Annotated in this window: 20 protein-coding genes; 7 read left to right on the top strand and 13 right to left on the bottom strand. The window is 59.7% G+C overall.

Annotated features, from left to right (window positions below; translation table 11 throughout):
* From infB to N1078_RS00250, 7 genes are all read left to right on the top strand, one after another.
* Complete coding sequence (gene infB, locus N1078_RS00280; RefSeq protein ID WP_274086204.1) at window positions 1-2,490, top strand: translation initiation factor IF-2; 2,490 nt, start codon at window positions 1-3, stop codon at window positions 2,488-2,490.
* A 108-nt stretch (window positions 2,491-2,598) separates the two neighbouring features.
* On the top strand, window positions 2,599-3,006 hold the full coding sequence (rbfA, locus tag N1078_RS00275; RefSeq protein WP_274086203.1) for a 30S ribosome-binding factor RbfA: 408 nt from the start codon (window positions 2,599-2,601) through the stop codon (window positions 3,004-3,006).
* 4 nt (window positions 3,007-3,010) lie between these two features.
* Window positions 3,011-3,931 carry a tRNA pseudouridine(55) synthase TruB gene (truB, locus tag N1078_RS00270; protein ID WP_274086202.1) on the top strand — a complete coding sequence of 307 codons (921 nt, stop codon included), beginning with the start codon at window positions 3,011-3,013 and terminating at the stop codon, window positions 3,929-3,931.
* A 204-nt stretch (window positions 3,932-4,135) separates the two neighbouring features.
* Complete coding sequence (rpsO, locus tag N1078_RS00265; RefSeq protein WP_090243769.1) at window positions 4,136-4,405, top strand: 30S ribosomal protein S15; 270 nt, start codon at window positions 4,136-4,138, stop codon at window positions 4,403-4,405.
* Window positions 4,406-4,619: 214 nt separating this feature from the next.
* On the top strand, window positions 4,620-6,725 hold the full coding sequence (pnp, locus tag N1078_RS00260; protein ID WP_274086201.1) for a polyribonucleotide nucleotidyltransferase: 2,106 nt from the start codon (window positions 4,620-4,622) through the stop codon (window positions 6,723-6,725).
* A gap of 264 nt (window positions 6,726-6,989) precedes the next feature.
* Window positions 6,990-7,358: a BON domain-containing protein gene (locus N1078_RS00255; protein WP_274086200.1), complete on the top strand. Its 369-nt coding sequence runs from the start codon at window positions 6,990-6,992 to the stop codon at window positions 7,356-7,358.
* A 59-nt stretch (window positions 7,359-7,417) separates the two neighbouring features.
* On the top strand, window positions 7,418-7,615 hold the full coding sequence (locus N1078_RS00250) for a CsbD family protein (protein ID WP_274086199.1): 198 nt from the start codon (window positions 7,418-7,420) through the stop codon (window positions 7,613-7,615).
* Between the two features lie 63 nt (window positions 7,616-7,678).
* Here N1078_RS00250 and N1078_RS00245 read toward each other — a convergent pair whose 3' ends face one another.
* The 13 genes from N1078_RS00245 to N1078_RS00185 form a co-directional block, all read right to left on the bottom strand.
* Complete coding sequence (locus N1078_RS00245) at window positions 7,679-7,969, bottom strand: DUF2845 domain-containing protein (protein ID WP_274086198.1); 291 nt, start codon at window positions 7,967-7,969, stop codon at window positions 7,679-7,681.
* 42 nt (window positions 7,970-8,011) lie between these two features.
* Window positions 8,012-8,311 (bottom strand): DUF2845 domain-containing protein, encoded by a 300-nt coding sequence (locus N1078_RS00240; protein WP_274086197.1) that lies wholly within the window; start codon window positions 8,309-8,311, stop codon window positions 8,012-8,014.
* 3 nt (window positions 8,312-8,314) lie between these two features.
* The gene (locus N1078_RS00235) at window positions 8,315-8,611 is read right to left on the bottom strand and encodes a DUF2845 domain-containing protein (RefSeq protein ID WP_274086196.1); all 297 of its coding nucleotides are present in this window, start codon (window positions 8,609-8,611) and stop codon (window positions 8,315-8,317) included.
* 11 nt (window positions 8,612-8,622) lie between these two features.
* Complete coding sequence (locus N1078_RS00230) at window positions 8,623-11,628, bottom strand: DUF748 domain-containing protein (protein WP_274086195.1); 3,006 nt, start codon at window positions 11,626-11,628, stop codon at window positions 8,623-8,625.
* Window positions 11,629-11,730: 102 nt separating this feature from the next.
* Complete coding sequence (locus N1078_RS00225) at window positions 11,731-12,747, bottom strand: class I SAM-dependent rRNA methyltransferase (protein ID WP_274086194.1); 1,017 nt, start codon at window positions 12,745-12,747, stop codon at window positions 11,731-11,733.
* A gap of 104 nt (window positions 12,748-12,851) precedes the next feature.
* Window positions 12,852-14,033, bottom strand: a complete 1,182-nt coding sequence (locus N1078_RS00220; RefSeq protein ID WP_274086193.1) for an acetyl-CoA C-acetyltransferase — start codon at window positions 14,031-14,033, stop codon at window positions 12,852-12,854.
* Between the two features lie 95 nt (window positions 14,034-14,128).
* Window positions 14,129-15,007, bottom strand: coding sequence for an oxygenase MpaB family protein (locus N1078_RS00215; RefSeq protein WP_274086192.1), 879 nt, complete (start codon window positions 15,005-15,007; stop codon window positions 14,129-14,131).
* 54 nt (window positions 15,008-15,061) lie between these two features.
* Entirely contained in the window at window positions 15,062-16,999 is a 1,938-nt protein-coding gene (gene acs, locus N1078_RS00210) for an acetate--CoA ligase (RefSeq protein WP_274086191.1), read from the bottom strand.
* Between the two features lie 111 nt (window positions 17,000-17,110).
* On the bottom strand, window positions 17,111-18,775 hold the full coding sequence (pgi, locus tag N1078_RS00205; RefSeq protein ID WP_274086190.1) for a glucose-6-phosphate isomerase: 1,665 nt from the start codon (window positions 18,773-18,775) through the stop codon (window positions 17,111-17,113).
* 104 nt (window positions 18,776-18,879) lie between these two features.
* Complete coding sequence (gene panC, locus N1078_RS00200) at window positions 18,880-19,740, bottom strand: pantoate--beta-alanine ligase (RefSeq protein WP_274086189.1); 861 nt, start codon at window positions 19,738-19,740, stop codon at window positions 18,880-18,882.
* Window positions 19,737-20,537 carry a 3-methyl-2-oxobutanoate hydroxymethyltransferase gene (gene panB, locus N1078_RS00195; RefSeq protein ID WP_274086188.1) on the bottom strand — a complete coding sequence of 267 codons (801 nt, stop codon included), beginning with the start codon at window positions 20,535-20,537 and terminating at the stop codon, window positions 19,737-19,739. The genes panC and panB overlap by 4 nt, the downstream gene beginning before the upstream one ends.
* 226 nt (window positions 20,538-20,763) lie before the next feature.
* Window positions 20,764-21,264 carry a 2-amino-4-hydroxy-6-hydroxymethyldihydropteridine diphosphokinase gene (gene folK / locus N1078_RS00190; RefSeq protein ID WP_274086187.1) on the bottom strand — a complete coding sequence of 167 codons (501 nt, stop codon included), beginning with the start codon at window positions 21,262-21,264 and terminating at the stop codon, window positions 20,764-20,766.
* Window positions 21,261-22,667 carry a polynucleotide adenylyltransferase PcnB gene (locus N1078_RS00185; protein ID WP_274086186.1) on the bottom strand — a complete coding sequence of 469 codons (1,407 nt, stop codon included), beginning with the start codon at window positions 22,665-22,667 and terminating at the stop codon, window positions 21,261-21,263. The genes folK and N1078_RS00185 overlap by 4 nt, the downstream gene beginning before the upstream one ends.
* Between the last annotated feature and the right edge of the window lie 689 nt (window positions 22,668-23,356).

Genomic DNA, 23,356 nt, shown 5'->3' with positions numbered 1-23,356 from the left:
ATGACGCAAGTCACGGTTAAAGAACTGGCCCAAGTGGTCAATACGCCGGTTGAACGCCTGCTGCAGCAAATGCGCGAGGCTGGTTTGCCGCACATGAGCGCTGAGCAAGCGGTCACTGATAGTGAGAAGCAGGCCCTGTTGGCCCACCTCAAAAGCAGTCACGGCGACAGCAAAACAGAAGAGCCGCGCAAGATTACCTTGCAGCGCAAAACCACCAGCACCCTGCGTGCTGGCGGTAGCAAGACCATTAGCGTTGAAGTGCGCAAGAAGAAGACCTTCGTCAAGCGCAGCGCTGAAGAAATTGAAGCTGAAAAGCAGCGTGAGCTGGCTGAACAGCGTGCGGTAGCTGAAGCCGCCAAGGCCAAAGCTGACGAAGAAGCCAAGCGTCGCGCCGCAGAAGAAGCGTCGCGTGCTGCCCCTGCTGGCGGTGCTGCCGCGACTGAGGCCGCTCCGGCTGTCGCCGTTGAGCGTCCTGCTGTGGCTGCTCCTGCAGCAGACGAGCGCAAGAAAGACGAACCACGCCGTCCAGACAAGCCGCGTAATGATGATGCAGACCGTCGCGGTGGTGATCGTAAGACCACCCAGCATCGTCCGACCGTTAAGGAAAAGGCTCCTGCGCCACGTGTTGCTCCGCGCTCCATCGACGAGGAAAGCGACAGCTTCCGTCGTGGTGGTCGTGGCAAGGGCAAGCTGAAGAAGCGTAATGCTCATGGCTTCCAGAGCCCAACCGGCCCAGTGGTACGTGACGTGGCAATCGGCGAAACCATCACTGTTGGCGATCTCGCCAATCAGATGTCGGTCAAGGCTGCTGAAGTTATCAAGTTCATGTTCAAGATGGGCACCCCGGTGACCATCAACCAGGTTCTGGATCAGGAAACTGCCCAGTTGATCGCCGAAGAGCTGGGCCACAAGGTCAAGCTGGTCAGCGACAATGCCCTGGAAGAGCAATTGGCTGAGTCGTTGAAGTTCGAAGGTGAAGCGATTTCGCGTGCGCCGGTCGTGACCGTCATGGGTCACGTTGACCACGGTAAGACCTCGCTGCTCGACTACATTCGTCGTGCCAAGGTTGCTGCTGGCGAAGCCGGTGGCATTACCCAGCATATCGGTGCTTACCACGTTGAAACTGATCGTGGCATGGTCACCTTCCTTGACACCCCGGGTCACGCCGCGTTTACCGCAATGCGTGCCCGTGGTGCCAAAGCGACCGACATCGTGATTCTGGTGGTTGCCGCCGATGACGGCGTGATGCCGCAGACCATTGAGGCCGTTCAGCACGCTAAGGCTGCTGGTGTACCTCTGGTGGTTGCAGTGAACAAGATTGACAAGCCGGGCGCCGATCTTGATCGCATCCGTAGCGAGTTGTCGGTTCACGGCGTGACCTCGGAAGAGTGGGGTGGTGATACACCGTTCGTCTCCGTCTCGGCTAAAGCCGGTACCGGCGTCGATGACCTGCTCGAAGCCGTACTGCTGCAAGCTGAAGTGCTTGAGCTGAAAGCCACACCGTCGGCTCCAGGCCGTGGTGTTGTGGTTGAATCGCGTCTCGACAAGGGCCGTGGCCCTGTTGCGACCGTACTGGTTCAGGACGGCACGCTGCGCCAAGGCGATATGGTGCTGATCGGTTCCAACTACGGCCGTATCCGCGCCATGCTCGATGAAAACGGTAAGGCGATTAAAGAAGCCGGCCCGTCGATCCCTGTCGAGATCCTCGGCCTGGACGGTACGCCGGAAGCTGGCGACGACATGAGCGTGCTGGCTGATGAGAAGAAAGCCCGTGAAGTTGCTTTGTTCCGTCAAGGCAAGTTCCGCGAAGTGAAACTGGCTCGTGCTCACGCTGGCAAGCTGGAAAACATCTTCGAGAACATGGGTCAGGAAGAGAAGAAGACGCTCAATATCGTCCTCAAGTCTGACGTCCGTGGTTCGCTGGAGGCGCTGCAAGGCTCGCTCAGCGGTCTGGGTAACGATGAAGTGCAAGTGCGTGTGGTCGGTGGCGGCGTCGGTGGTATCACCGAATCCGATGCCAACCTGGCGCTGGCCTCCAATGCTGTACTGTTCGGCTTCAACGTGCGTGCCGATGCTGGCGCGCGCAAGATCGTCGAGCAGGAAGGTCTGGATATGCGTTATTACAACGTCATCTACGACATCATCGAAGACGTTAAGAAGGCCCTTACAGGCATGCTCGGCAGCGATGTTCGCGAGAACATTCTGGGCGTGGCGGAAGTGCGTGACGTGTTCCGCTCGCCGAAATTCGGTGCGATTGCCGGTTGTATGGTGATCGAGGGGACTGTTTACCGTAACCGTCCGATCCGCGTACTGCGCGATGACGTGGTGATCTTCGAGGGCGAGCTGGAATCCCTGCGTCGCTTTAAAGACGATGCCTCCGAAGTGCGTAACGGCATGGAGTGCGGTATCGGCGTGAAGAGCTACAACGACGTTAAGGTCGGCGACAAGATCGAAGTGTTCGAGAAAGTCCAAGTGGCTCGTAGCTTGTAAGCACGAGTCGCAACATGCAGCGCCCGGCCCCGCTTTTGCGCGGCCGGGCGTTTGCCGCTTTTAGGTCCACTGCTTTTTCGGGCAGTGCGGCGAGTGAAGGTAGTAAAAATGGCCAAAGAATTTAGCCGGGCCCAGCGCATCGGCGACCAGATACAGCGCGAGTTGGCGCAGTTGATCCGCCTGGAAGTCAAAGACCCGCGTCTTGGCGGCCTGGTGACCATCACCGCGGTGGAAGTCAGCCGTGACTCCAGTCACGCCAAGGTGTTCGTCACCGTTATGGGTGGCGAGCCGGAAGAAGGTGTCGATACCGTGGCGCAGAGCATCAAGGTGCTCAACGATGCCAGTGGCTTCCTGCGCATGCAGTTGGGCCGTGCGATGAAGCTGCGCAGCGTGCCGAACCTGCGCTTCCATTACGATGAAAGCGTGATTCGCGGTGCGCAGCTGTCTGCACTGATCGAGCGTGCGGTCAGCGAAGACCGCCAGCACGATGACGAATCGACTGAGGCCAAGGAGTAAGCGCGTGGCCCAGGTGAAACGTATTCGTCGTGCCGTCGATGGCATCATCCTTCTGGATAAGCCTAAAGGCTTTAGCTCCAACGCGGCCCTGCAAAAGGTCCGTTGGTTGCTGAATGCTGAGAAGGCTGGGCACACCGGCAGTCTCGATCCTTTGGCCACTGGCGTATTGCCGTTGTGCTTTGGCGAGGCGACCAAGTTTTCCCAGTACCTACTGGATGCCGACAAAGGCTACGAAACCTTGATGCAGCTGGGGGTGACCACCACCACCGCAGATGCCGAAGGTGACGTGCTGGAGCGTCGTCCAGTGACCGTTGGTCGCGCCGATATCGAAGCGGTATTGCCGCAGTTTCGTGGCGAAATCAGCCAGATACCGCCGATGTACTCAGCGCTCAAGCGTGACGGCCAGCCGCTTTACAAGCTGGCCCGTGCCGGTGAAGTAGTGGAGCGCGAGCCGCGTTCTGTTACTATTGAGCGCCTGGAATTACTGGGCTGTGAGGCGGAGCAGGCGCGTCTGGCGGTCGATTGCAGCAAAGGCACCTATATCCGCACGCTGGTCGAGGACATTGGCCATTTGCTGGGTTGCGGTGCACATGTTGCAGAGCTGCGCAGAACCAAAGCCGGGCCGTTCGACTTGAGCCGTACCGTCACGCTCGAAGAGCTTGAGCGCGTGCATGCTGAAGGCGGTAACGAAGCGGTTGATCAGTTCTTGCTGCCGGCTGACAGCGGTTTGCAGCATTGGCCGCTGTTGCAGTTCTCCGAGCACAGTTCGTTCTACTGGCTGCAAGGGCAGCCGGTACGCGCCCCGGAAGCGCCGAAGTTCGGCATGGTGCGGGTGCAAGATCACAATGGTCGCTTTATCGGTATCGGTGAAGTGAGCGAAGACGGGCGTATTGCGCCGCGTCGATTGATTGCAAACAAGGCCTAGCCTTGGTTGCAGGCCCGGGCCTCAGGCCTGTGGCGTAGGATTCGGTCAGCATGGCCGTAGCGCAAGCAAGGGTTTCGGCTCGGGTCTGCGTGCTTTGAGGGTGGCTGTTAATAGGCGCGGTCATACCTCACTTTAAAACACAGGAAGTAATTCCTGGCCTATTGCGACTGTTTCGGCAGTTGCCTAACTGAGAGGATTGCCCACATGGCACTCAGCGTTGAAGAAAAAGCTCAAATCGTTGCCGACTACAAGCAAGCTGAAGGCGATACTGGTAGCCCAGAAGTGCAAGTTGCACTGCTGACCGCCAACATCAACAAGCTGCAGGGTCACTTCAAAGCCAACGGTAAAGACCACCACTCGCGTCGTGGCCTGATCCGCATGGTAAACCAGCGTCGTAAGCTGCTGGATTACCTCAAAGGTAAGGAAGTTTCTCGTTACACCGCTTTGATCGGTCGCCTGGGTCTGCGTCGCTAAGCAATGCTTATGCGTAGCTGACTGCCGAAGCTGGAAGTGGGGTTTACCCCTGCTTCCAGCTTTTGCGTTTGTGCATTAGTTGTTTTTGGACGCCAACGGGTCCGATTCCCGTCACCGCCCACTCATTCTGCAATACCCGTGTGTGCTTCATTAAGACGCACACTCGGTGGCAAGAACCGCTTTCCCCAAGGGCAATAAAGAGAAGGAAAACACCGTGAACCCGGTAATCAAGAAATTCCAGTTCGGTCAATCGACCGTTACCCTCGAGACTGGTCGTATCGCCCGTCAAGCCTCCGGCGCTGTGCTGGTCACCGTTGACGACGACGTTGCCGTACTGGTTGCCGTAACTGGCGCCAAGACCGCTGACCCGAGCAAAGGCTTTTTCCCGCTGTCCGTGCACTACCAGGAAAAAACCTACGCAGCCGGCAAAATTCCAGGCGGTTTCTTCAAGCGTGAAGCCCGTCCTTCCGAGAAAGAGACCCTGACCTCGCGTCTGATCGACCGTCCGATCCGTCCGCTGTTCCCAGAAGGTTTCCAGAATGAAGTGCAGGTTATCTGCACCGTGATCTCCACCAGCAAAAAGACCGATCCGGACATCGCTGCGATGATCGGTACTTCGGCTGCGTTGGCCATCTCCGGCATCCCGTTCAACGGCCCAATCGGTGCTGCGCGCGTAGCTTTCCACCCGGAAACCGGCTACCTGCTTAACCCGAACTACGAGCAGCTTAAGGCCTCGAGCTTGGACATGGTCGTAGCCGGTACCAAAGACGCCGTACTGATGGTTGAATCGGAAGCTAAAGAGCTGACCGAAGACCAGATGCTGGGCGCTGTACTGTTCGCCCACGACGAATTCCAGGTCGTCATCGACGCCGTTGCCGAGCTGGCCGCCGAAGCCGCCAAGCCGACTTGGGACTGGCAGCCAAAGGCTGAGAATACCGCACTGCTCAACGCGATTCGCGGCGAGTTTGGCGAGGCGATCTCCCAGGCTTACACCATCACCGTCAAGCACGAGCGTTATGCCCGTCTGGGTGAACTGCGCAATGAAATCGTTGCCAAGTTCGCAGGTGTTGAAGGTCAGCCGACTGCCGGTGAAGTTAAAGAAATCTTTGGCGAAATCGAATACCGCACCGTGCGCGAGAACATCGTTAACGGTAAGCCGCGTATCGACGGTCGTGACACCCGCACTGTGCGTGGTCTGAACATCGAAGTGGGTGTTCTGGACAAAACCCACGGTTCGGCACTGTTCACCCGTGGCGAAACCCAGGCTCTGGTGGTTGCCACCCTCGGTACCGCTCGTGACGCACAGCTGCTCGATACCCTCGAAGGCGAGCGTAAAGACCCCTTCATGCTGCACTACAACTTCCCGCCGTACTCGGTCGGTGAGTGTGGTCGCATGGGCGCCACTGGCCGCCGCGAAATCGGTCACGGTCGTCTGGCTCGTCGCTCTATCGCGGCTATGCTGCCGGCTGCTGACGTATTCCCGTACACCATTCGCGTGGTCTCGGAAATCACCGAGTCGAACGGTTCTTCCTCGATGGCTTCCGTCTGCGGCGCTTCCCTGGCCCTGATGGACGCTGGTGTACCGATGAAAGCGCCGGTTGCTGGTATCGCCATGGGTCTGGTTAAGGAAGGCGAGAAGTTCGCCGTTCTGACCGACATCCTCGGTGACGAAGATCACCTGGGCGACATGGACTTCAAGGTTGCCGGTACCGCCAATGGCGTTACTGCACTGCAGATGGACATCAAGATCCAGGGCATCACCGAAGAAATCATGGAAATCGCTCTGGGCCAAGCCCTGGAAGCGCGCCTGAATATCCTCGGCCAGATGAACCAGGTCATTGCCCAGTCGCGTACTGAGCTGTCGGCTAATGCACCGACCATGATCGCGATGAAGATTGACCAAGACAAGATTCGCGACGTGATCGGCAAAGGTGGCGCGACCATCCGTGCCATCTGCGAAGAGACCAAGGCCTCGATCGATATCGAAGACGACGGCTCGATCAAAATCTTCGGCGAAACCAAGGAAGCTGCAGAAGCTGCACGTCAGCGCGTTCTGGGTATCACCGCTGAGGCTGAAATCGGCAAGATCTACATCGGTAAGGTTGAGCGCATCGTCGACTTCGGTGCCTTTGTTAACATCCTGCCGGGTAAAGACGGTCTGGTGCATATCTCCATGCTCAGCGATGCGCGTGTAGAGAAAGTGACCGACATTCTTAAAGAAGGTCAGGAAGTCGAAGTGCTGGTACTGGACGTCGACAACCGCGGCCGCATCAAGCTGTCCATCAAGGACGTTGCTGCTGCCAAGGTGTCGGAGGCTTAATCGCTCCCGCGCTGTTTAAAAAGGACCCTTCGGGGTCCTTTTTTTCGCCTATGAAAAACTTCAGGGCAGGTCATGCACAGTGCATGGGGTCATACGCCTGGGCATGCAAAATGCACGACAAGGGATGGCTTTAACTATATCTAAGCTATTGATATATATAGTTAAAATAATATTTTAAAAGCTGGCATGCCGCCTGCAACAGTACTTATGTAACCGCAACCAATGAAGGTTGCAGGTCTTTTTACTTATGCAGGAGCACTATCCATGAAGCAGCCAATCAAGCACGTCGCCAGCGCCACTATGACCGCCACTGCCCTGAGCCTGTTATTGGCCGGGCCGGTTCTTGCTGACACCCGCACGGCGGTGCAGCCGACCATGCTGGCCGCGAGCGAGGCCATGAACGCCACTGAAGATGCCGTTACCGATACCTGGATCACCAGCAAAGTGAAGTCGACCTTTCTGGCGGACAATGAGCTGAGTGGCATCGATATCAGCGTTGAAACCAACAAAGGTGTGGTCACCCTGTCGGGTGTTGTTGCCAGTGATGCTGAGCGCGACCTTGCCGTGGCCAAGGCTAAAGAAATCAAGGGTGTAACCGCTGTGGCAGCCGAAGCCTTAAAAACGGCCGATTAAACCCCAAGCTTCGCGTGGGCTGGTGCAATAACCCCGTTAAAACCATCGAGGATTGAGCAATGAATTCTGACGTGATTAAAGGTAAGTGGAAGCAACTCAATGGCCGCATGAAGGAGCGTTGGGGCAACCTGACCGATGATGATCTGGATGTAGCCGAAGGTCATAGCGAGTACCTGGCCGGCAAGCTGCAAGAGCGCTACGGCTGGAGCAAGGAAAAGGCTCAGGATGAGCTGCGCGACTTCAGCAGTAAGCTGTAATAAGGCGTAAAAAAGCCCCGCTGGCGCAACCAGCGGGGCTTTTTAGTGGCTGCGTGGCAGGGCTTAGCTGCCGCGTTTGCTCTCCACGCTCTTCAGTCGTCCGCCTTCGAATCGCAGGTAGTAGTTCATGCCGTTACGTGGGCCATAGACCCACTCCTCGACGAGAAACTCGTTATTGCCGTGGGCATCCAGGGTGTAACCCAGCATGTCGCGGGCAATCGGCTCGCCACATTTGCTAGCGACCTCTGTGGTGCGGTCGCCGGTACTGGCGATGCCCTTCTCACAGCGCAGGGTGCTGGCCTGGGCGCCGGTTGCTAGAGCGAGCAGGGTGAGGCTGAGTGCTATCCGTTGCATGGCGCAATGTCCTTATCGTGGGTGTGGGAGGGTAGGGTGTTGCTAGTTACGGCGTTTGCTGTCGATCTTGATCAATCGATTCCCTTGAAAACGCAGAAATTGGTACATGCCGTTGCGTGGCCCGTATGACCACTCTTCGACCGCGACTTCATTGTAGAAACCGTATTCATCCAGCACTTCACGGTAGCCGAGAAAGTCACGGCTCAGTGGTTCGCCGCATTTACTGCTGACTTCGCTGGTGGTGTCATCGAGGCTGACCAGCCCGTTATCGCAACGCAGGGTCGATGAGGCCTGTGCACAGATGGACACAAGTAATAGCAGGGCGCTGATCAGGGGTTTCATCTATTAGCGGCTTCGACGGCGTTCGATGGCGCGCAGGCGCGTGCCCTCGAAAGTAAGAATGCTAAGCATGCCGTTACTCGGGCCGTAGACCCATTCCTCGATCGGGTACTCGCGGCGCTCGTTTGGGCCGAGGGAATAGCCCACTAGGTCACGGAACGCCGGCTCGCCGCATTTCTGCAGCACTTCAAAGCGGCGATCACCCAGGCTCACCAACTGGCTACCGCAGCGCAGGGTTTCGGCCTGGGCCATAAACGCAGCGCCCAGCAGGGCAAGTAACAGCGTTGACGTCAGTGTGCGCATAGACAACAGGCCTATTCGCTGCCGAGGTGCAGAGCGCTGGCCACACTGCCATCGGCATTGGCCTGGGTAATACTGACATCCAGCAGGTAAATGCGTTCAGCGCTCAGGCCGCCACGCTCAACCAGATAGTTTTTTATTTCTGCCGCGCGGGCTTGGGCCAACTGGCGCAGTAGCAGCGAGCTCTGTGCCCAAGATTGCAGTACGCCGGCGCGCATCTGCGCGGTGCGTTCTTCGTCACTCAGCTTGGCCCATTCTGCCGGTGGCTGCTGCTTGAGGCGCGCACGGTAGATGCCTTCGAGCAGCACCGCCTTGTCGTCTTCATCGACTACCAGCTCGCTGGCATCGGCGGGTACATTATCGCCACGGCGCTGCAGTATCTTGTACCAAGTGCTCTGGTATTCGCGCTCCAGGCGTGCAACCGCAAGCGGTGGGCCATCGCTGCTCTGGGCGCTCATGCCTTCGACCTCCAGGCGCAGGGTGGGGCGCTCTTTCAGGGCGCTGGCCAGGGTGTCTAGTGCGTTCTGTGCCGTGCTGTCGAGTTGGCTTTCCCCTGCATTGAAGCGCACGGTGCTGAGGTCGACCTCGCTGCCGCCGCTGACCAGCCCGCCAATAAACTTGAACGGAGCCTGCGCTGCACGCAGCACCAGATTACGCAGTGTTTGCCAGACGATTGGCATCACGCTGAATTCGGGACTGTTGAGGTTGCCTTGAACGGGCAGCTGGATCTCGATATTGCCCTGGGTGTCCTTGAGCAGAGCCACAGCCAGGCGAATCGGTAGGTCCGTGGCGTCCTTGCTGTCGACTTTCTCGCCCAGTTGCAGGTCTTCCAGCAGCAGCTTGTTCTCGGCGTTGAGCTGACCCTTTTCGATCTGGTAGTGCAGGTCAAGGTTAAGACGGCCCTTGCGGATGCGGTAGCCGGCGAATTTACCGGAGTAGGGCGTCAAGGTAGTGAGCTCGACGTTTTTGAAGCTGGTGGCAATATCCAGGCTGTTCAGCGGGTCGAACGGGGTCAGCTTGCCTTTGATGCTGACAGGGGCGTACTTATCGACCTTGCCCTTGATGTCGACGCTGGCGGATTTCGCGCTTTGGTTATCCAGCGTGCCGATCTGGCCGTTAAGTTGGCCAATCGCCGTGGCGAAGTTCGGGCGCAGGCTAAAGTCGGCAAAGTTGGCCGAACCCTCCTTGATGCTGATGCCGCCAATGCGGATAGGCAGCGGCTTTTCCGTCGGGGCTTTGCGCGGTTCGGCGCTGGCGGGTTGGGGCACCATGAGGTCATTAATATTGGTGGTCAGGTCTTCGTTAATGATAAAGCGTACATAGGGCTGCTGCAGTTTGATCTGGCTGATCGCCAAACCTTGGCCATGCTGGTAATCGAGCCCTTCGACCTGTACCTGCTGCCATTTGAGGAAGTCGCGATTTTTCAGGGTGTCGAGGGTGTGCAGTTGTTTGATCTCGGCATGCCCAGTAATGCTGAAGGCCAGTGGCTCGACACTCTGCAGGTCAACGGCCAGTTCGCTGCCTAGTTTGCCGCTACGCAGCTCCAGGTGCACAAAAGGGCTCAGGTAGGTTTGCGCCAGGCGCAGATCAATGTCCTGGGTAAGCACGTTTAGATTGGCAGTGGTCGGGCTCAGTTGCACCTGACCGTTGGCCTTGATCAGCCCGGTTTTGTTCACCCCGGTGTCGAGCTTGAGAGTGAAGGGGGAAGTGCCCAGGTTGTCGAAGTCGTTCAGGTCGAGATTAAGCGGGGCGAGGTCGATTTTGACTTCAGCACCGCCGGCGCGGTCCGCCAGATGCACCTGATAGTCGCGCAATTGCACGTCACGCAGGATCACTTGCCAGGGTTTGCTGGGCTCTTCCGGTTGGCCTGCAGTGGCGGTTTCCAGGTCGGCGGATTGCTCTGCGGTGGTCGGTTCGGTTGGCTCTTTTAGCGGCTCGGCTACTGTTGCCGCAGAGCCGGCGCCACCTTTATTTGGAGCTGGAGCTGGAGCTGGAGCTGGAGCCTGTTTGGCGGGTTGGCTGGCCAGCAGCTTCTGCCAGTCGAGTTGGCCATCGGCCTCGCGTGCGGCCCAGGTTTCCAGCTGTTGGCTACGAATCTTGCCGACGATGACCTGTTGCTTGGCCAGGTCTACGCTGGTTTCGCTGATATCCAGGCTTTGCAGGCGCAGCAACGCTTTGTCTGCCGGGCTTTTGATAGCAAAGCTGTTGACGCTGAGCTGGGTGTTGCTCAACAGCAGTTCGGTGCCTTCAGCCAGGTTCAGGCTGTAGTCGCTGCTCAGGTTGACGGTGCCGTCCTCTAAGACCAGTGGCACCGCATCGCGCACGTAGGGCCAGATGGCTTTCAGCTTGCCGTCAGTCACTTTAAGGCTGCCGCTGGAGCTGATCGGTACCAGGCTGATACGCCCGGTCCAGTCGATCCGTCCGCCGGTAGGGCCCGTGGCGACCAGGCTCATGTCGGCATTGTCGTCAGGCAGGGTACTGAGGTTGTGCAATTCGAAATTGAGATCGTCGTAAATAAACTCGATCTGCTCGCTGGGGCGCAGGTCCTGAAAATGTACGTTGCCGCCGCTCAGCTTGATCCGCGAAATGCGCAGCGGAAACGGCTCGCCAGCGGGCTCCTCGACCGCTGGCTCGGTGCTAGGCGGGACGTTAAACAGTTGCGTCAGGTTAAGCCTGCCATCCTTGCCGAACAGCACTTCACTGTGCGGTTTGTCCAACTCGATGTCGGCCAGGTGCAACACACCGCCCCATAGGCTGTCGAGTTGCAGGTTGGCATACAGGCGTTCGAAGGCGATCTGCTGCTGTTCAGCTTCACCAATTTGCAGCCCCCAGAGGCTGAGCTCCAGGCTGAAGGGGTTGAGCTGCAGACGTTGCAAGGAGGCGGGCACGGTGGCGTATTGGGCCAGTTGTTGATTGGCGATGCGCAGGCCGATGCCGGGCAGAATCAAAAAGCCCAGCAGGCTGTAGAGGGCAACAGCGATAGCAATGGCGCTGGCGGCGCGCTTTATTCCTTTAAGCATAAAAACGTCATCTATCCCGACGAAGAAGTGCCTTGGAGTATGGCACGCGTACACAGTTCCGCAGAGCCGCTGCGGGTGATTCTCTGAACGCTTGGGGGTAAATCAGAACTGCAAGATCAGGGTTTTCAGTGGTGGCTGGCCATCCAGTGAGGGGAAGTCACTCGCTGGAGGCAATACCTGCCACTCACGTACCGGGCGGCCGAGTTTTTCCGCACAGCGCAGTACCTGCTCGCGCCAGTCCGCCAGGCTGACTTTTGCTAGGTTATTGCAGCAGATCAGTACGCCATCATCAGCCGTGGCGAGAATTGCCGGTTTGAGCAGGCTTTGGTAGTCACGCAGCAAGTCGACGGTACCGAAGGCGCTCTTGGCCCATGCTGGCGGGTCGAGCAGCACTAGGTCGAACTGGCGTTGCGCTAAACGCGGATAGTCCGGCAGTTTGTGGCCACGGCGCGCGCTAATCGGCAGGCCCGCCAGTTGGCGAATCGCCGGGAAGTAATCCGACTGCATAAACTGCATGGGCGCCAGCACTGGGTTGAGCGCGCCATTCTCGCGGCCAACTGCCAGGTTGCCTTCGGCAAAGTCGAGGTTGAGCACTTCGCGTGCGCCGCCTGCCGCAGCGCTCAAGCCAACCCCGCAGGTGTAGGCAAACAGATTGAGCACCGATTTGCCGGCGCTGTACTGTTTGACCCAGCCGCGGGCGTTGCGCAGGTCAAGAAATAGCAGCGGGTCTTGCCCGGCATGACGGCCGCGTACGCGGTAGTTGAGGCCCCACTCATGGCCGACCAAGTCTTCCAGTGCGGCGGGCTCGGCCTGGTAGACCGGGTCGCTGCGGTCGATGCGCGAATTGCCTTGGGAGCGGTCGTTGTACACCAGCAGCAGGTCTTCGCCGATTCTGCTCTGGCATTGCTCGGCCAGTTGCAGCAGTTCGTCGCGGCTAAGGCGCTGATGAAAGCTCTGTACCAGTAACTGTGGGCCGTAACGGTCGATGGTCAGACCGCCGGCGCCTTCCTGGCTGCCATGAAACAGGCGATAGCAGTCGGTGCCTTGCTGATGCAGCTCAGCCAGCAGGTCGTGGCGATTATTCAGGGCGGCGCGCAGCGCCTGATCGAGAGCGGGCATGCGCGGCGACTCTAAAAAAGGAGGGCGCGCAGTTTACCAAGAAAAACGCCGGCGCCCGCTAATCCGGGTGCCGGCGTTCAGTTGTGCGGTTGGCCGCGCTGTTATCAGGCGCGCTCAATCGCCAGCGCTACACCTTGACCGCCACCGATGCACAGGGTGGCCAGGCCTTTCTTGGCGTCACGTTTGATCATCTCGTGCAGCAAAGTGACGAGAATCCGGCAACCGGAGCCTCCAATTGGGTGGCCGAGGGCGATGGCGCCGCCGTTGACGTTGACCTTACTGGCGTCCCAGTCGAGTTCTTGACCGACCGCCAGCGCTTGCGCGGCAAAGGCTTCGTTGGCTTCGATCAGGTCCAGGTCCCCCAGCGTCCAGCCGGCTTTAGCCAAGCAGCGCTGGGTGGCGCTGACCGGGCCAATGCCCATGATCGCCGGGTCGACACCGGCATTGGCGTAGCTGGTGATCTTCGCCAGTACTGGCAGGCCCAGGGCTTTGGCTTTTTCAGCACTCATCAGTAGCACCGCCGCGGCGCCGTCGTTGAGGCTGGAGGCGTTGCCGGCGGTGACGCTGCCGTCTTTCTTGAACGCCGGCTTGAGTTTGCCCAGGGATTCGGCGGTGGTGCCGGCGCGCGGTTGTTCATCCGTGGCGAAGGCTACGGGCTCGCCTTTGCGCTGAGGAATCAGGATCGGGGTAATTTCGTCGACAAAACGACCGGCTTCGATGGCGGCCACGGCCTTCTGCTGCGAGGCCGCGGCGAAGGCATCCTGCGCTTCACGGCTGATGCCGTACTTGTCCACCAGGTTCTCGGCGGTGATGCCCATGTGATAGTCGTTGAAGGCGTCCCACAGGCCGTCGGTGATCATCGTGTCGACCAGTTTGGCGTGGCCCATGCGCAGGCCGGTGCGGGCGCCGGGCATGACGTAAGGAGACAGGCTCATGTTCTCCATGCCACCGGCAATCATTACTTCGGCATCGCCGCAGCGAATAGCCTGGGCAGCCAGGTGCAGGGCTTTCAGGCCCGAGCCGCAGACCTTGTTTAAGGTCATTGCCGGTACGGCGTGGGGCAGGCCCGTGAGAATCGCCGCCTGGCGGGCCGGGTTCTGCCCGCTGCCTGCCGTGAGTACCTGGCCGAGGATCACTTCGTCGACCTGCGCGCCGTCCAAACCGGTTTGCGCAAGCAACTGGCGGATCACGGCAGCGCCCAACTCGGGGGCCGGGATATTCGCCAGTGAACCCTGGAAGCTGCCGATGGCAGTGCGGGTGGCGGCAACGATGACGACATCTTGCATAACGCGATCCTCACAAGTGACAGGCGCGGCAGGCCGCGAAAGGTCGCTATGGTGGCACAGCGGCTTTGCTCGCGGCCAGCCTGCGAACTGACCAGTCAGCCGCGCGGCGGTAGCTGTAAGCGCTTGCGCGCGCAGTGAATGGCGCCGCCGCGCACCGCCCAGCGCAGTACCGGTGCCAGGCTGTGGACGCCGGTCTGGATCACGCGGCTGCGTGCTGGACTGATCTGCTGGCCAAGCATCTCTTGCGCCCAGGTGGGCAGTAGATCGATACCGGCCTGCATCAGCAGTTTGGCCGCCGGTGCGGCGAGGGCGCTGGGGGCGGGAGCGTCCAGCAGGATGCGCAGAATCTCCAGCGAGCGCGCATCGCAACACAGCTCGGGGCGAACGGCGGCCAAATAGGCCGCCACTTCGGCGCGCGAACACGGCACCTGGGTAGCGCCCAGGCGTTCGGCGATCAGGGCGATTTCCGCGTAGTAGCGGTCTTGATCGGCCTCACTCAGCTCTGGGTTGCGGTAGCGCAGGTGCGCCTGAAGGAAGCTGTGCACTTCGCCGACATGCACCCAGGTCAGCAGCGCGGGGTCACTGGCGGCGTAGGTGCGGCCATCCGGGGCGGTGCCCGTAACCTTGAGGTGAATGGTTTTGACCTTGTCGATCAGCCAGTCGGCGTCGGCGCGCGAACCGTAGGTGGTGCCGGAGATGAACTGCCCGGTGCGGCGCAGCCGACCAAGCAGGTCCTGACGAAAATTTGAGTGATCCCACACGCCGGCCAGCGCCAGTGGGTGCAAGGCCTGCAGAAGCAGGGCGCTGATGCCGCCGATCAACATGCTGGTGAAGTCGCCATGTACCTGCCAACTCACCGAGTCCGGGCCGAACAGGCCGGGGTCGCCCTTGGGGTTCTCGAAGTCGATCTGGCCGAGGGCGATACCGCTGAGGCTGAGGACTTGGCTTTCGATACGGCGGCGCAGGAATTCCATAGGGTCTCTACAAGACAGCCATGCCGAGGTGTGGCATGGCCGTCCTACATCGGGTTAGCGGTTTAGGCGTTGCTCGATCAGCCCGTCCACCACACTGGGGTCGGCTAGGGTAGAGGTGTCGCCCATGTTGTCCAGCTCGTTACAGGCGATCTTGCGCAGGATGCGCCGCATGATCTTGCCTGAGCGGGTCTTCGGCAGGCCCGGCGCCCACTGGATCAGTTCGGGTTTGGCGAAACCACCTATCTCTTTGCCGACCAGGGCCAGCAGTTCGGTCTTCAGTGCGTCGCTGAGGTCGATGCCGTTCATGGGCGTGACGAAGGCATAAATGCCCTGGCCCTTGAGGTCATGTGGGTAGCCGACCACGGCCGCTTCGGCGACGGCGTCGTGCAGCACCAGGGCGCTTTCCACCTCGGCGGTGCCGATGCGGTGGCCGGAGACGTTGATCACGTCATCCACCCGCCCGGTGATCCAGTAGTAGCCGTCTTCATCGCGGCGCGCGCCGTCACCGCTGAAGTAGTAACCGGGGTAGGGCTTCAGATAGGTGTCGATCATGCGCTGATGGTCGCCGTAAACGCTGCGGATCTGGCTCGGCCAGCTTTCTTTGATCGCCAGTACACCTGAACCCGGGCCGTCGATTTCCTTGCCCTGTTCATCCAGCAGCACCGGTTGTACGCCGAAGAAGGGGCGGGTGGCGGAGCCGGGTTTGAGGTCGGTGGCGCCAGGCAGCGGGGTGATCAAAATGGCGCCGGTTTCGGTCTGCCACCAGGTGTCGACGATCGGGCAGCGGCGTTCGCCGACCACGTTGTAATACCACTCCCAGGCTTCCGGGTTGATCGGTTCGCCGACCGAGCCGAGTAGGCGCAGGCTGGAACGGTCAGTTTTCCTTACCGGGCCTTCGCCTTCACGCATCAGTGCGCGCAGGGCGGTAGGCGCGGTGTAGAAGATGTTCACCTGATGTTTGTCGATAACTTGCCAAAAACGCGAGGCATCCGGGTAGTTCGGCACGCCTTCGAAGATCAGGCTGGTGGCGCCATTGGCCAGCGGCCCGTAAACGATATAGCTGTGCCCGGTGACCCAGCCAACGTCGGCGGTGCACCAGTAAACGTCACCTTCGTGGTAGTCGAATACGTACTTGTGGGTCATCGCGGCCATCAGCAGGTAGCCGCCGGTGCTGTGCAACACCCCCTTGGGCTTACCGGTGGAGCCGGAGGTGTAGAGGATAAACAGCGGGTCTTCGGCGTCCATCGGCTCGGGTGGGCAATCGCCGTCTGCTTCGCTCAGGGCCTTGTGGTACCAAATGTCGCGCCCTTCAACCCAGTCGATTTCACCTTGGGTACGTTCGACCACTACCACCGTGGAGACCGCCGGGCAGCTCTGCAGGGCTTTGTCGACGTTGGCCTTGAGCGCTACGTATTTGCCAGCGCGCACGCCTTCATCGGCCGTGATCACCGCGCGGCAATCGGAGTCAATAATGCGGTCACGCAGCGCATCCGGGGAGAAGCCGCCGAACACCACAGAATGCACCGCACCGATACGCGTGCAGGCGAGCATGGCGTAGGTCGCCTCGGGGATCATCGGCATGTAGATGCACACCCGGTCACCCTTCTTTACGCCACGGCTTTTCAGCACATTGGCCAGACGACTGACATTGTGGTGCAGTTTTTTGTAAGTGATATGTGCCGATTCGCTGGGGTTGTCACCTTCCCAGATCAGTGCGATTTGCTCGCCGCGTGTGGCCAGGTGGCGGTCGATGCAGTTGTAGCTGACGTTTAGCTGGCCGCCCTTGAACCACGAACCCTGGCCGCTGAGTAGGTCGCCCTGCTGCACGCTGTCCCAGGGTTTGGACCAGTCGAGAAACTGCTTGGCCTGCTCGGCCCAGAACGTATCAGGTTGCTCGACCGATTGTTGGTAGAGGCGCAGGTAGTCGTCGTTGTCGATGTGCGCGCGCTGGCGCACCGAGTCGGCAACCGGGTGACGGGTAATTTCGAACATGGCGGGTCCTTGTTGTTGTGTGTCCGCGATCACAACAAGGGTGCACCCAGTGAGGGCAGGGTTCAAGTGCTGGCCCGGTGCAGCTATGCCGGGCCCTGCGTGGTGGGCTGATCAGCCGCGATGGCGCTCGCGGAAATGCTGAATCAGGCCTTGGGTCGAGGCATCACTGGCTGGCGTATCGAGCTGACCGGTCAGGCGCTGATACACGCCCAGGCCGAGCTCTTTGCCCAGTTCAACGCCCCATTGGTCGAAGGCGTTGATGCCCCAGATCGCGCTTTGTACAAAGACTTTGTGCTCATACAACGCGACCAGCGCACCGAGGCCGAACGGGTCGATCCGGTTGAGCGCGAGAATATTGCTTGGGCGGTTACCAGGAACCATCTTGTGCGGCGCAAGGCGTTGCACGTCAGCTTCGTCGAGGCCTTTGCCGCGCAATTCGGCTTCGGCTTCGGCTTGGGTCTTACCGTGCATCAGCGCCTGGCTTTGCGACAGGCAGTTGGCAAACAGCCACTGGTGATGGTCGGCCAGTGGGCTGAAGCTGTTGACTGGCACAATAAAGTCCGCCGGGATCAGCTCAGTGCCCTGGTGCAGTAACTGGTGGTAGGCATGCTGGCCGTTGCAGCCGACACCGCCCCAAATCACTGGCCCGGTACTGAAGTCCACCGGGCTGCCGTCTTGGCGTACGGATTTGCCGTTGGACTCCATGTCCAGCTGCTGCAAGTGCTTGGTGAAGTTACGCAAGTAGTGGTCGTAGGGCAGGATCGCCTGGCTTTTCGCCCCCCAGAAGTTGCCATACCAGATGCCCAGCAAGGCCATCAGTACCGGCATGTTTTCCGCCAGCGGCGCCTGGGTGAAGTGCTGGTCCATGGCGTAAGCGCCGGCTAGCAGCTCCTTGAAGTTGGAGATGCCGATGGCCAAGGCGATGGGTAAGCCGATGGCCGACCAGAGTGAATAACGGCCACCGACCCAATCCCACATCGGAAAGATGTTTTCTGCCTTGATACCGAACTCAATCGCGGCCTTGGTGTTACTGGTGACCGCAATAAAGTGCTTGTGCAGTTCGGCTTCCGGGCCACCCAGGGCCAGGTACCAGTCGCGTGCCGCTAGGGCGTTTTTAAGGGTTTCCAGGGTGCTGAAGGATTTGGAAGAGACGATAAATAGGGTGGTTTCAGGGTTCAGGCGTGCTGTGAGTTCGCGGAACTCGCTGCCGTCGATATTCGCCAGGTAATGGCAGCGCACGCCGCGCTGGGTAAAGGGCCGCAGCGCCTCGGAAACCAGCTGCGGGCCGAGGAACGAACCGCCGATGCCGATATTGACGACCTCGGTGATCGGCTTGTCGCTGTAGCCGCGCCACAGGCCGCTGTGTACGCGGCTGACCAGTTCGGTCATTTGATGCAGTACGCGGTGCACCTGGGGGATCAGGTCGATGCCATCCAGCTTGACGCTGCGCCCAATCGGGCTGCGCAGGGCGGTGTGCAGGGCGGCGCGGCCTTCTGAGGCATTGACCTGATCACCGCAGAACAGTGCCTGGATGGATTCACCAAGCTGGCTTTGCTCGGCCAGTTGTACCAGCAGTGCTAGGGTTTTTTCGTCGATCAGGTTCTTCGAATAGTCCAGCATCAAGCCGCAACTGCTCAGGGAGAAACGCTTGAAGCGCTCCGGGTCACTGGCAAAGGCCTCGCGCATGCTGAAGTCATTCATCTGCTCGCGGTGCTCGCGCAGCGCCTGCCAGGCGGGCAGAGAGGTGACGTCATGCGGCTGTTGGAAATAGGCCATAGGTGCGTGTTCCTTGTGCTGGGTGCGACGAATTATGCAAAAAAGCCCGGAGTGATCCGGGCCTTGAGTGTAACTGGCAGGTACGCGAGCCGGTAACCGGCTAATCAAGCGGGCGCATCGAGGTCGAGCGCCAGGTTATCGATGAGTCGGGTGTTGCCAATGGAGGCGGCCAACAGAATTACCAACTGACGATCATCCTGTGATGCCGGGCGTAAGCTGCTGGATTCGCGCACTTCGAGGTAGTCCGGGCGGAAACCCGCGGCGCTGTGTTGTGCCTGCGCTGCGTTGATCAGCTTGGCGTAATCACGCTCGCCGGCCTTAATCGCCGCAGCCATTTCCTGCAGGCTGCGGTACAACACTGGCGCCACTTCGCGTTGCTCGGCATTCAGGTAACCGTTACGCGAAGACAGCGCCAGGCCATCTTCGGCGCGCACGGTGGGCTCGCCGATGATCTGGATCGGCATATTCAGGTCACGCACCAGGGTGCGGATTACCGCCAGTTGCTGGAAGTCCTTCTGGCCGAAAATGGCCAAGTCAGGCTGCACCATGTTGAACAGCTTGCTGACTACAGTCGCAACGCCGTCGAAGTGCCCCGGCCGGCTGGCGCCGCACAGGCCTTCGGAGACGCCCGTCACGCTGACGCGGGTCTGGCCGTCAGTCCCTTGCGGGTACATCTCGGTAACATCCGGGGCGAACAGCAGGTGGCAGCCGGCTGCGACCAGTTTTTCCTGATCGGCAAGCAGGGTCCGTGGGTAGCTCGCGAGGTCTTCGTTGGGGCCGAACTGCAACGGGTTGACGAAAATGCTGGCAACCACGAAGTCCGCCCGCTGCGCGGCTTTTTCCACCAGCGCGGCGTGGCCGGCATGCAAGTTGCCCATGGTCGGCACCAGGGCGATTTGTTTACCTTCGGAGCGGGCTTGGGCGACAGCGGCGCGTAACTCGCGCCCGCTCTTAACTGTGTTCATGCAGAAAATCCGTGCTCGGCTGCTGGGAAGCTTTGGTCTTTGACCGCTTTGACATAGGCGCTGATGGCATTCTGGATGCTGCTCTGGCCGGCCATAAAGTTCTTCACAAACTTTGGCACACGGCCGCTCAGGGACAGCCCAAGCATGTCGTGCATGACCAATACCTGGCCGTCAGTGGCCGAACCTGCACCGATACCAATCACCGGAATCTTCACCGCCTGGCTAATTTCCGCAGCCAGTCCGCTGGGCACGCACTCAAGCAGCAGCATCGCTGCACCGGCCTGTTCCAAGGCCATGGCGTCAGCGCGCATCTGCCGTGCAGAGGCCTCTTGGCGGCCTTGGACCTTGTAGCCACCGAGGATGTTCACCGCTTGTGGGGTCAACCCTAGGTGCGCGCACACCGGCACACCGCGCTCGGCCAGTTGGCGAATCGGCTCAGCCAGCCAGGCTGCACCTTCCAGCTTGACCATGTGCGCACCGGCTTGCATCAGTGCCGCGCTGTTGTTCAACGCCTGCTCCAGCGTGGCATAGGCCATAAACGGCAGGTCGGCGAGGATCAGCGCGCCCTGGTTGCCGCGTTTGACGCAGGCGGTGTGGTACGCCATATCGGCCACGGTGACGGGCAGTGTGCTGTCATGGCCTTGTAAGACCATGCCGAGGGAATCACCTACCAGCAGCACATCGACACCGGCCTGGCAGGCCGTTTGGGCGAACGTGGCGTCATAGCAGGTCAGCATGGCGATTTTCTCGCCGCTCTGCTTGAGGCTTTGCAGGGTAGTCAGGGTTACATCAGGCATGAAAACTGTCCTCGCTCAGGCGTTCAGTCAGCAGTTGTGCTGCTTCAAGTTGGCCTGCATTGGCCGCAAATTGCACCGGTGCGGGGCAACGGGACGCCTATAGTCCTGATGGGAAGACTCGAAGTCAATTGCAGGTGTTACCGGTTTGTTACTGGCGTTACCACCAATCTTCGTAGCTTTGCTCCGGGCATAGGCACGGGGGCTGCTGTCGCGGGATATCTGCTTCTTAGGTCGACGCGGCTTCGCCCAGTCGCTCCAGCCCTACAAAAGGGCAGGCATCGAGCAGTTCAGACAGTGCGCGACCATCTGGCAGATGCAGCGCTGGGGCGATCTCGGCCAGTGGGTAGAGGACAAACGCGCGGGCATGCATGTGGTAGTGCGGCACGGTTAGGCGGGGCTCATCCAGTTGGCGTTCGCCGAACAGCAGGATGTCCAGATCGAGGGTGCGCGGCCCCCAGCGCTCTGCCTTACGTGTGCGGCCCTGCTCCAGTTCGATGGTTTGCAGCGCATCGAGCAGCGCCAGTGGGCTGAGGTCGGTGTCCAGTGCAGCTACGGCATTGACGTAGCGCGGCTGGTCCGGCGGGCCTAGAGGGTCGCTGGCGTAGAGCGATGATTGTGCAGCTAGATGGGTCTGCGGCAGCGCGGCCAGGGCGGCCAGGGCGCTGCGTAATTGCGCGTGTGGGGTCGCCAGGTTGCTACCCAAGCCGATATACACGCGCTCCATCATTCACCCGCTGGGGCATTGCTGCTATCAGTTGCGGGGCCGCGCTTGCGCTTGTTGTTGCTGCGTTTGCGTTTGCGCGGTGCGCCGGCAGTGTCATCTTTGTTGCTGAGGTCGCGGATCATGTTGCGCCGCTCGCTATCGCTGACTTCCTGATAGCGCGTCCACCAGTCGCCAAGCCCGCCAGTTTCTTCGCCTGCGCTCTCGCGTAGCAGGAGGAAATCGTAACCGGCGCGGAAGCGTGGGTTTTCCAGCAACGTATCGGCGCGTTTGCCGCTGCGACGTGGCAGGCGTTCCTGCATGTCCCAGATTTCGCGGATCGGCATGGTGAAGCGCTTGGGCACAGCAATCCGCTGGCACTGCTCGCTGATCAGTTCATGGGCCGCTTCCTGCATCGCCGGAATCGGCGGCATGCCGCGATTCTGCAGCTTAATGACACGTGCCGGCAGAGCTGGCCAGAGCAGCGCCGCAAGGAGGAAGGCGGGGGTGACCGATTTGCCTTGTTGAATGCGCTGGTCAGTGCTGTCCAGTGCATTGCGGATCAGCTGGTCGGTGTAGTCCGGGTTGAGTTTCAGTGCTTCAGCACTGGCCGGGAACAGTTGGCCGAACAAGCCGTAATCGACCAGTAGCTCATAGGTGTAGACCGCATAACCGGCCAGAAACAGCTTGAGCACTTCATCGAACAGGCGCGCGGCGGGGATTCCACCAAGCAGTGGCGCCAGTTTGTAGATCGGTGCGGCGCTGTGCTTCTCGATGTCGAAATCCAGCTTGGCAGCGAAACGCACCGCACGCAGCATGCGTACCGGGTCTTCCTGGTAGCGCTGGGTCGGATCGCCGATCAGGCGGATCAGATGATTGCGGATGTCGTGCACGCCGTTGGCGTAATCGAGGATGCGCTCGGTGCTCGGGTCGTAATACAGCGCATTGATAGTGAAGTCGCGGCGCTGGGCATCGTCTTCCAGGCTGCCGTACACGTTATCACGCAGAATCCGGCCACTCTCATTGCGTGAAGACAGGTTGCTGTTCTCTTCCTCATCGCCTTCGGGGTGGTTGGCGCGGAAGGTCGCGACTTCGATGATTTCACGGCCGAAATGCACGTGAACCAACTTGAAGCGCCGACCGATTACCCGGGCATTACGGAATTCGGCTCGCACCTGCTCCGGGGTGGCGCTGGTGGCTACGTCGAAATCTTTGGGCTCGATGTCCAGCAACAGGTCGCGTACACAGCCACCGACCAGGTACGCCTGGTAGCCGGCTTGCTGCAGGCGCTCAACCACGCTGATGGCATAGCGGCTGATTTCGCCGCGCTCGATCGGGTGTTGGCTGCTGCCCAGCACTTCAGGCGTGCTGTGCGAATGGTTGCCACGGAGGGCGGGGGTGCGAAAGGACTTGAACAGCTTTTTCAGCATGGGAGGCACTGTTTGACGAAATGACTGGCCAGAGTATATGTCGGCCGCAGGAATGGCGCGGATTTTAGCATTGAGTTGGGGTTTGGTGCAGGAAACGAAGGGAGACTGCAGCAGGCGGGGAGTTTGAAGCTACTGGGGGAGCCGAAGCTCCCCCCCAAATTGGTGCGTGCTCTATTTTTATTATTATGGCGGGCTTGTTGTTTTTGTTTATTTACCCGTTCCATCCAGTCAGGGACTTTTGGAAAATTTCCCAAGTTGGGAATCAAGAGCAAACGTATTGCTTTGGATACTGACGCTGCCATGATCACACAGTGATCCAACCAGTTCAGGCACTGCCTTGGAGCAGTTTTATTGTTCTCGGCCTGGTTTTGGGGCGAACCCCAAAGGCAAATCCTTTCCAAAAGAATCAGTTAGCTGCGCCTCCGCGTCGTTATTTTTATTGTGCTGGAGTCGGTACGTCTTATTTTTATTAGGTTTGGAGCATGCTTGTTATTGTTCTTGTGCCAGTAATAAAGCAGGACCCGTGCCATCTTTTACAATCCCTTTATATTCAAGGCTTTGAGTGCTGTTGAGGGTGGCCGGATGGCATAAAAAAGCCGGGCCTTCGTTACCATAAGACCCGGCCTTTGTTACTAAGTGTTGAATGGGTAACAGATGGTGGAACCTCTGGCCCACGCATCTGTCACCGC

It is taken from the genome of Pseudomonas sp. MIL19 (assembly GCF_028680365.1).
In the GTDB taxonomy this organism is placed as follows: domain Bacteria; phylum Pseudomonadota; class Gammaproteobacteria; order Pseudomonadales; family Pseudomonadaceae; genus Aquipseudomonas; species Aquipseudomonas spirodelae.
This window is presented reverse-complemented; position numbering and strand designations above follow the sequence as displayed.

What these genes read in the sequence shown, in the direction of transcription:
- N1078_RS00185 (WP_274086186.1), bottom strand. Translation starts at nt 22,667, where the DNA reads ATGCTGAAAAAGCTGTTCAAGTCCTTTCGCACCCCCGCCCTCCGTGGC.
- acs (WP_274086191.1), bottom strand. Translation starts at nt 16,999, where the DNA reads ATGTTCGAAATTACCCGTCACCCGGTTGCCGACTCGGTGCGCCAGCGC.
- N1078_RS00245 (WP_274086198.1), bottom strand. Translation starts at nt 7,969, where the DNA reads ATGCAACGGATAGCACTCAGCCTCACCCTGCTCGCTCTAGCAACCGGC.
- rpsO (WP_090243769.1), top strand. Translation starts at nt 4,136, where the DNA reads ATGGCACTCAGCGTTGAAGAAAAAGCTCAAATCGTTGCCGACTACAAG.
- infB (WP_274086204.1), top strand. Translation starts at nt 1, where the DNA reads ATGACGCAAGTCACGGTTAAAGAACTGGCCCAAGTGGTCAATACGCCG.
- panC (WP_274086189.1), bottom strand. Translation starts at nt 19,740, where the DNA reads ATGAACACAGTTAAGAGCGGGCGCGAGTTACGCGCCGCTGTCGCCCAA.
- N1078_RS00255 (WP_274086200.1), top strand. Translation starts at nt 6,990, where the DNA reads ATGAAGCAGCCAATCAAGCACGTCGCCAGCGCCACTATGACCGCCACT.
- N1078_RS00220 (WP_274086193.1), bottom strand. Translation starts at nt 14,033, where the DNA reads ATGCAAGATGTCGTCATCGTTGCCGCCACCCGCACTGCCATCGGCAGC.
- N1078_RS00230 (WP_274086195.1), bottom strand. Translation starts at nt 11,628, where the DNA reads ATGCTTAAAGGAATAAAGCGCGCCGCCAGCGCCATTGCTATCGCTGTT.
- folK (WP_274086187.1), bottom strand. Translation starts at nt 21,264, where the DNA reads ATGATGGAGCGCGTGTATATCGGCTTGGGTAGCAACCTGGCGACCCCA.
- N1078_RS00215 (WP_274086192.1), bottom strand. Translation starts at nt 15,007, where the DNA reads ATGGAATTCCTGCGCCGCCGTATCGAAAGCCAAGTCCTCAGCCTCAGC.
- N1078_RS00250 (WP_274086199.1), top strand. Translation starts at nt 7,418, where the DNA reads ATGAATTCTGACGTGATTAAAGGTAAGTGGAAGCAACTCAATGGCCGC.
- panB (WP_274086188.1), bottom strand. Translation starts at nt 20,537, where the DNA reads ATGCCTGATGTAACCCTGACTACCCTGCAAAGCCTCAAGCAGAGCGGC.
- N1078_RS00240 (WP_274086197.1), bottom strand. Translation starts at nt 8,311, where the DNA reads ATGAAACCCCTGATCAGCGCCCTGCTATTACTTGTGTCCATCTGTGCA.
- N1078_RS00235 (WP_274086196.1), bottom strand. Translation starts at nt 8,611, where the DNA reads ATGCGCACACTGACGTCAACGCTGTTACTTGCCCTGCTGGGCGCTGCG.
- N1078_RS00225 (WP_274086194.1), bottom strand. Translation starts at nt 12,747, where the DNA reads ATGCCCGCTCTCGATCAGGCGCTGCGCGCCGCCCTGAATAATCGCCAC.
- rbfA (WP_274086203.1), top strand. Translation starts at nt 2,599, where the DNA reads ATGGCCAAAGAATTTAGCCGGGCCCAGCGCATCGGCGACCAGATACAG.
- pgi (WP_274086190.1), bottom strand. Translation starts at nt 18,775, where the DNA reads ATGGCCTATTTCCAACAGCCGCATGACGTCACCTCTCTGCCCGCCTGG.